Source organism: Kitasatospora sp. NPDC059571, assembly GCF_042735675.1.
In the GTDB taxonomy this organism is placed as follows: Bacteria; Actinomycetota; Actinomycetes; order Streptomycetales; family Streptomycetaceae; genus Kitasatospora.
The window spans coordinates 1-5,393 of record NZ_JBHWBW010000113.1 but is presented as its reverse complement, the minus strand read 5'-3'; the positions used below and the strand labels follow the sequence as shown (position 1 = coordinate 5,393).

Below are 5,393 nucleotides of genomic sequence, written 5' to 3'. Positions count from 1 at the left end.
CGCGGAGCGCCCCCCCCCTGGGGGGGCGGGGGGCCCTGTCCGCGCCCCGGGGGGGCGCCCCCCCGGCCGGGCCGCGCGGGGCCCCGGGGCCCTGGTCCGGGCGGCGGGCGGAGTCCTGGGCATGCTGCTCGCCGTCCTGTGGCCGCTCCAGGCACTGGCCGCCGCCCTCCTCTTCGCTGTGCCGGCGCGCGGCCGACCGCGGTGGCAGCGCGGCGGCGCCGTACTCGCCGGGGCCGCCGTCCTGGTCGCCGGGACGGCCTGGGGCCTGGCCTGCCACCTGGCCGAACAGCCCTGGGCGCCGCGCGACCCCGCCGACCGGGCCCTGGTCGGGACGTGGACCGGCATCGGTGGCAGGGTGCTGGAGCTGCAGCCGGACGGCCGGTACCGCACCAACTTCATCGGCGAGGACCCGAACCGGATCTGGGAGACCCGGCCGCCCGTGTACCTGTCGGGGCGCTGGACCCTCACCGGGGCGTCCGGGCAGGCGCAGGGCATCGTCCTGAACGGCTCCGAGACCATGGCGGTGTACGGGGCCTCCTCCCCGAGCATGCTGTGCGAGCCCGAGGAGCAGGACCCCTGCTACCTCTCCCTCCAGCGGACGTAGTGCCGGCACGGCCCTGTGCCGCGAGGCGCCCGGACTCAGGCCGCTGCCGCCTTGCGGCGCAGGGCCCATCCCACGGCGGGGACCATGGCCGCGCTGGCGGCGGCGAAGAGGAGAGCGAGCCCGGCCCAGCCGGCCGCGCCGTGGCCGATGACGGCGGTGGTGATGAGGACGGGTCCGAGCATCATCGCCCCGGAGAATCCGGTGTTGAAGACGCCCTGGTACTCACCGTGCGCGCCCTCCTCGGCGAGGTCGTAGCCGAGGGCCCAGCCGGCCGCCTGGCCGAGCACCTCGCCCAGCGCCTGCAGGGCCGCGCCGGCGAGCAGCACCAGCACCGCGGCCCACCCGGGCAGCCCGCCGGCGAGGGCGAAGGCCGCGCAGGAGAGGGCGACGAGCAGGCCGCCGCGGCGGAAGATCCGGGCTGCGGCGGTCGGTTCCTCGGTGCCGCGGGTGGCCCGCACCTGGAGGGCGACCACCAGGACGGTGTTGACGACGAGCGTGCAGGAGACCACGAACCGCGGGGCGTCGGTGTGGTTGACGATCCACAGCGGCACGCCCACCTCGATCATGGCGAACTGGAGGCCGAGCGCGCCGCTGAGTCCGGCGACCACGAGGTAGGGGACGTTGCGCAGGGCGGAGCCGGTCCGCCGGTCGGCGTCCTCCGCGGAGGCGCTCGGGCCGGTCTGCGGGGTCGGCAGGAGCGCGTACATCAGCACGACCACGGCGAAGGTGGCGACGTCGGCGAGGATGGCGGCGGTGTACGCGGGGCGGCTGTCGGCGACCAGGACGAGGGCGGCGAGGCCGGTGCCGACGCCGATGCCGACGTTGGTGACGACCCGCAGGTACGCCCGGCCGGCGACCCGGCGGTCGGGCGGCAGGATCTCGGCGTACAGCGCGTTGCGGACGGTCGCCGTGCCGCGGTCGGCGGCGGTGACGGCGCAGGCCAGCAGGAGGAAGGGGACGAAGCCGGAGACCAGCGGGTAGCAGGCGGTGCCGACGGCCTCGGCGGCGACCAGGACGAGCAGGACGGGCTTGGTGCCCCAGCGGTCGGCGGCGCGTCCGGCCGGGACGCCGATCAGCACCCCGCACAGGCCGGCGGCGGTGAGGCCGATGCCGACCCGGGCGGTCGGCAGGCCGAGGACGCGGGTGAAGTAGAGCGCGCCCAGCGCCATGAACAGCCCGTTGCCGAGGGTGTTCACCAAGGTGATCAGCGCGAGCCGGCGGACCGTCGGATCGGGGTGCAGCAGGCGCGACGATGCCCGGGGCGCGGCCTGCGCCCCCGTGGAGGTGGTGGTCATGGCATCATCGCACCGCATGCGGAGCAGTCGCGGGTACTGATTTAGACCGGGGCTGACGAATGGGGGATCACGTGCACCGTTTCCGGCTCGGCCTGGAGGACCTGGCGTCGGCGTCGTTCGCCTGTTCACCGCTCCAGGAGGCAGTGCTCAGTCTGCGGATGTGGACGCACCCGGGGACGTACGTCCACCAGACGCCGGTCTTCGAGCGGATCCGGCCGCAGTTCGAGCGGCTGGCCTGCGCGCCGCTGCTGCGCGCGCTGGTCGCCTCCAACCGCTACGTGCCGGACTTCCTGACGCCGCGCCCGGGCACGCCCTTCCCCGAGTTCACGGCCGAACTGGCCACCGTCCGGGCCCTGGCGCCGGAGCGGCTGGCCGGCGAACTGGAGCGCACGTTCCTGCCGCACGACCGCCGGCTGCCGCCGGTGCTGGCGGGCGCCCTGGCCGACCCGGCAGGACTGCTCGCGGAGATCGCGGACGCGCTGGAGGCGTACTGGACTCACTGCCTGGCGCCCCAGTGGTGGCCGCGGGCCCGGTCGGTGCTGCACGCGGACATCGTGCACCGCTCGCGGGTGTTCGCGGAGCGCGGTGCGGCAGCCCTCTTCGAGGACCTCGATCCACGGCTGCTCTGGCAGGACGGCGTGCTGACGATCCGCCGGGACTGGTGCGACGGCGACACCGATATCGCCGTGGGCGGGCGCGGCCTGGTGTTCACGCCCACGTTCTTCGCCCGGGGCGCCATCACCAACATCAGCGACGAGCACCCGCCGGTGATCAACTATCCGGCGCGCGGGCAGCGCACCATGGCCGGCCCGGCCACGCCGCCGCCCACCCGGCGGGCCCTGGAACAGCTGGTCGGGGCGCCCAAGGCGCGGCTGCTGACGATGCTGGACGAACCGACCAGCACCACCGAGCTGGCCCGCCGCCTCGGCGTCACCCCGGGCGCGGTGAGCCAGCACCTGGCGGTGCTCTCCGACACCCGCCTGGTCAGCCGCGCCCGACACGGCCGGGTGGTGCTGTACGCCCGCAGCCCGCTCGCCGACGAGCTCCTCCGATAGATCGTCAATTCCGTTGCGGCATCGCCCTGTTGACCACAATGGTCCATACCACCTACAGTTCCCGCAGGCTCCCCGGCACCCCTGTACGGCACCCCCACACCAGACAGGGAGACCACCATGCGCCATCGGCCACCACGACGGCCCAGGGCTCTGATCACCGCCCTGACCGCCGCGCTCGCACTGCCGCTCGCCCTGCTCGCCGCCGTCCCGGCACACGCCGCCGGCCGTCTCACCGCAAGCTTCACCAGCGCCGACAACGGCTCCTGGTGGAAGGGCACCTTCGTGGTCCGCAACGACAACGCCGCCGCCGTCACCGGCTGGACCCTCGAGTTCGACCTGCCCGCCGGGGTGACGATCGCCAGCAGCTACAACGGCCAGGCGACCGTCACCGGCCGGCACGTCACCGCCGTCAACGCGTACTACAACGGCACCGTCCAGCCGCACGCCAGCACCGAGCCGTACAGCTTCTGGTTCGTCGCCAACGGCCCGATCGGCGCCCCCACCGGCTGCCGGATCAACGGCGACAAGTGCGACGGCACCGCCGACGTGCCGCCCGGCGCACCCGGCACCCCGCAGGTCACCGACACCACCGCGCACACCGTCGCGCTGAGCTGGCCGGCGGCCACCGCCGGGGACTTCCCGGTCGCCTCCTACGACGTGCTCAGCGGCACCACCGTGCTCGGCACCTCCACCACCACCTCCGCCACGCTCAGCGGCCTCACCCCCGCGACCGCCTACGCCCTGACCGTGCGCGCCAAGGACAGCCGGGGCAACACCGGCCCGCTCAGCCCCGCGGTGACCGCCCGGACGGTCGACCCGGCGAGCGACACCGTGCCGCCGACCGCACCGACCGCGCTGCACAGCACCTCCGTCACCTCCGGCAGCGTCGCCCTGGCCTGGACGGCCGCCACCGACAACCAGCGGGTCGCCGCCTACGACGTCTACCGGGGCGGCGCCCTGGTGCAGACCGTCACCGGCACCAGCGCCACCGTCGCCGGCCTCTCCCCCGCCACCGCCTACACCTTCGCCGTCCGCGCCCGGGACGCCGCCGACAACACCTCGCCGGCCACCGCACCGCTCACCGTCACCACCGCCGACCTGGTCGGCGCCGGCAACTACGCCCGGGTCGGCTACTTCACCCAGTGGGGCATCTACGGCCGGCAGTACTTCGTGAAGAACCTCGACACCTCGGGCAGCGCCGCCAAGCTCGACGTCATCAACTACGCCTTCGAGAACATCGACCCGGTCAACCTGACCTGCCTGTCCGGCGTCACCAAGGGCACCACCTCGAACCCGCAGGACCCGGACCAGGGCACCGGCGCGGGCGACGCGGACGCCGACTACTCCCGGCCCTTCAGCGCCGCGCAGTCGGTCGACGGGGTCGCCGACGACGGCTGGGCCCCGCTGCGCGGCAACCTCAACCAACTGAAGAAGCTCAAGGCCAAGTACCCCAACCTCAAGATCGTGGTCTCGCTCGGCGGCTGGACCTACTCCAAGTACTTCTCGGACGCCGCCGCCACCGACGCCTCCCGCAAGAAGCTCGTCTCCTCCTGCATCGACCTCTGGATCAAGGGCAACCTGCCGCTCTACAACGGCGCCGGCGGCCCCGGCACCGCCGCCGGGATCTTCGACGGCATCGACCTCGACTGGGAGTGGCCCGGCTCCCCCGACGGCCACGCAGGCAACCACTGGTCGGCGAACGACAAGGCCGACCTGACCGCGCTGCTCGCCGAGTTCCGCACCCAGCTGGACGCCCTCGGCGGACCGCACCGGCTGCTCACCGCCTTCACCCCGGCGGACCCCGCCAAGATCGCCCAGGGCTGGGACCTGTCGAAGATCTTCCAGTCCCTCGACATCGCCAACGTCCAGGGGTACGACTTCCACGGCGCCGGCAGCGACAACTCCTGGGAGCCGAACCGCGCCGGCCACCAGGCCAACCTCTACACCGACGCCCAGGACCCGTACGGCTTCCACTTCTCGGTGGACTCCGCCGTGCAGACCTACCTGGCCGCCGGCGTCAACCCGCGCAAGCTGACCGTCGGCCTGCCGTTCTACGGGCGGGGCTGGCAGAACGTCACCGACGGCGGCGTGCAGGGCGAGTGGCAGGCCGCCCAGGGCGCAGCGCCCGGCCAGTTCGCCGAGGAGGCCGGCACCCGCGGCTACAACAACCTGATCACCTCGGTGCCGGGCCTCACCGTCTACCACGACACCCAGTCGGTGGCCACCTACGCCTACACCGGGTCCGGCGGCCAGTGGTGGACCTTCGACGACCCGTGGTCGATCGGCCAGAAGACCGCCTACCTCAAGTCCAAGGGCCTGCTCGGGGCGATGATCTGGGAGATGTCGGGCGACACCCCGTCCGGCACTCTGATCAGCGCCCTCGACACCGGCCTCAAGCAGTAGGGCAGCGCAGCGGGGCGCGGGGGACCGTCCGGTCCT

General features: G+C 73.8%; 4 protein-coding genes. 3 read left to right on the top strand and 1 reads right to left on the bottom strand.

The genetic code is table 11. The features are described from left to right. Positions 1 to 121 precede the first annotated feature (121 nt). Positions 122 to 604, top strand: coding sequence for a hypothetical protein (locus ACFV0G_RS15590; protein ID WP_380546882.1), 483 nt, complete (start codon positions 122 to 124; stop codon positions 602 to 604). A gap of 35 nt (positions 605 to 639) precedes the next feature. On the opposite strand, the gene ACFV0G_RS15585 is transcribed toward ACFV0G_RS15590, so the two are convergent. Then, a complete protein-coding gene (locus ACFV0G_RS15585) occupies positions 640 to 1,899 on the bottom strand; it encodes an MFS transporter (protein WP_380546880.1) in 1,260 nt (419 codons plus the stop codon). Positions 1,900 to 1,970: 71 nt separating this feature from the next. On the opposite strand from ACFV0G_RS15585, the gene ACFV0G_RS15580 reads away from it, so the two are divergent. After that, positions 1,971 to 2,954, top strand: a complete 984-nt coding sequence (locus ACFV0G_RS15580) for an ArsR family transcriptional regulator (RefSeq protein ID WP_380546878.1) — start codon at positions 1,971 to 1,973, stop codon at positions 2,952 to 2,954. Between the two features lie 117 nt (positions 2,955 to 3,071). Further along, entirely contained in the window at positions 3,072 to 5,357 is a 2,286-nt protein-coding gene (locus ACFV0G_RS15575) for a glycosyl hydrolase family 18 protein (protein ID WP_380546876.1), read from the top strand. The last annotated feature ends 36 nt before the right edge of the window (positions 5,358 to 5,393 follow it).

Coding starts and splice junctions, on each gene's coding strand:
- ACFV0G_RS15590 (WP_380546882.1), top strand. CDS start 122: ATGCTGCTCGCCGTCCTGTGGCCGCTCCAGGCACTGGCCGCCGCCCTC.
- ACFV0G_RS15585 (WP_380546880.1), bottom strand. CDS start 1,899: ATGACCACCACCTCCACGGGGGCGCAGGCCGCGCCCCGGGCATCGTCG.
- ACFV0G_RS15575 (WP_380546876.1), top strand. CDS start 3,072: ATGCGCCATCGGCCACCACGACGGCCCAGGGCTCTGATCACCGCCCTG.